3 protein-coding genes and 1 pseudogene are annotated in these 2,114 nt (G+C 51.1%); all 4 read left to right on the forward strand.

Translation table 11 applies throughout. The features are described 5' to 3' along the window. Positions 1-503 (forward strand): annotated as a pseudogene (locus E3E28_RS10635) (hypothetical protein); the annotation flags it as partial. Between the two features lie 86 nt (positions 504-589). Next, the gene (locus E3E28_RS10640; protein ID WP_240911857.1) at positions 590-1,003 is read left to right on the forward strand and encodes a hypothetical protein; all 414 of its coding nucleotides are present in this window, start codon (positions 590-592) and stop codon (positions 1,001-1,003) included. Positions 1,004-1,007: 4 nt separating this feature from the next. Continuing rightward, a complete protein-coding gene (locus tag E3E28_RS10645; protein ID WP_167769444.1) occupies positions 1,008-1,451 on the forward strand; it encodes a hypothetical protein in 444 nt (147 codons plus the stop codon). Positions 1,452-1,457: 6 nt separating this feature from the next. Then, on the forward strand, positions 1,458-2,114 hold a 657-nt coding region (locus tag E3E28_RS10650), incomplete at its 3' end, for a hypothetical protein (RefSeq protein ID WP_167915445.1).

Below are 2,114 nucleotides of genomic sequence, written 5' to 3' on the forward strand. Positions count from 1 at the left end.
CGAACAACGCCACCTACACCGCCCTGAACGCCACCGCCGCCAACGGTACTTACAGCGCCGAGATTCCGGCCAGCTTCGGCGATACTGTCTATTACAAGGTCAAGGTCGTCTATGAGGGCGGAGAGCTCGTTACCGACGTTCAGACCATAACCGTGAGCGACACTACCGCTCCGACAGCTACGCTTAGCATTGACTACAACGCCACGACCGGCAACGCGACCATCACCATCAACGCCAGCGACAACGACGCCATAGACAAGGTCGTTCTCTTCTATGCAGTCACCGCAGACGGCAACCTGACCAACGTGACCTTCAGCAACGTCACCCTCAACGTCAGCCCGTACACCTACACGCTCACCGTCGACAGCAACACCACTGACACGACTTACTACTACCTCGACGTCTACGCGGAAGTCTATGACCTGAGCAGCAACATGGCCAGAGTGCCGGCCAACGGCACCGTCCAGCTCTACGCGAACGAGACTAAGACCATAACCGGTTGAGGTGGGCCGAAATGTACGCCCACCGCCCCTCTCCTTCATTTTCCAAAATTATTTTCCGCCTGTTTTCGCTAGTTAGCATAATTTTTTTGCTCCATTTCAGCTATTCGACATTTGCCGAGCACGACCCGCTGAAAGAAAGACTGTACGAGCTCGGTTATCCTGAAAGCGGCTACATCTTCACCAACGACACAATACGGTGGGCCGACGGACATCTAACTGTCTTCCAAGGTGCCTACGTGGAGGACTACCCGATCACCGCCGAGCAGGCGTACGAGATTGCGAGAAACTACCTCGCGAGCTACAACAAGAAGCTGAAAGAATACGACTCCAGCTACTACCTCGAGCCCGAGAAGAAGAGCCTCACGGAAAAGGAGGAAGATAGCAACAAGTATTGGGTTTTTGAGGTCTACCTGCACGCTGGCGGGAACAATGTATTCGCAGGCTTCGCTTACGTCAATCGCAAAACTGGCACGGTAAAGATGAAGGGGCTGTTGGGGTGAGAGTATGAGGCCTTGGAGCGTTCTTGCAGTTCTAGTTCTGATTTTAGGGACAGCGGCCTCGGCCGGCTGCATTAGGCAGGAAGGGGGCTTCATCATCATTGACTTCAACAACGAGACCATCTCCGTGCCAATCCCCACAAACCTGACTAACGTGACTAACCAAACAAACTCGACTGAGAAGCTGTATACGTACGACTACGAGCTCTACGGAAACCAAGAATTAGTCATCACAGACATTAACTACAGCATCACAGTCGATTACGACGCTTCAAAAGGCAAATTCTTCTTCATAACGACAGACGGCGTCTATTGGGCCCCGCTGAACGCCACGATTGATAATATTCACATCTACGGCGTCGGAGTGACAGTAGGGCTTGAGACTCCCCCACTCGCAAGGGTGAACATAACCAGCACGAGAGAACTCGAAATTATCATCCGCGACAGGTGATGCAGAATGAAGTTCATACATACGAAGAAATTTTTGCCTATATTCATATTATGTATACTAGGACTAAGCACAGTTTCGGCAACAACCCTATACAGCTGGAACGGCAAGCTCGGGCCAGGGGACAAGATTCTCGTCAACAACTTGATAATCTCACTCGACACGGACAGGAACAGCGGAGAAATCGCATTAATCATTAAAAACAGCACTAACGTCATTGCAATTCTTAAGAACGGGCAGTTCATCAAAGTCAAAGATCTGACTATCTCATTCAACGCGGCCGGAGAGTACAGCATTGTCTCCGTGACAGGCAGGGAGTTCTTCAACGTCGTGATACCAACATCAGGCCAGCCAAATAATCTCGAAGCGTTGAAAGAAGAGAACAAGAAACTAGAAGCACAGGTCCAACAGCTCAAAGACGAAAACACAAAGCTCAAGCAGCGCGTTTCAGAGCTTGAAAAGCAGCTGAAGAACCAGCCCAACACCGCCGAGCTCCAGACAAAGCTCGTGAACCTCACGAAAGAAAACCGCGAGCTCAAAGCCGAACTGAAGAACCTCACAGACAAGTACAACGCCCTCAAGGCCAAGGCCGACTTTCTGAGTCAGCAGAACGAGGAGTACCGGACTATGATTCAGAACCTTCTCAAGGAGACAGCGCAAGGGAGA

This window comes from Thermococcus sp. 21S9, assembly GCF_012027635.1.
Lineage (GTDB): Archaea > Methanobacteriota_B > Thermococci > Thermococcales > Thermococcaceae > Thermococcus.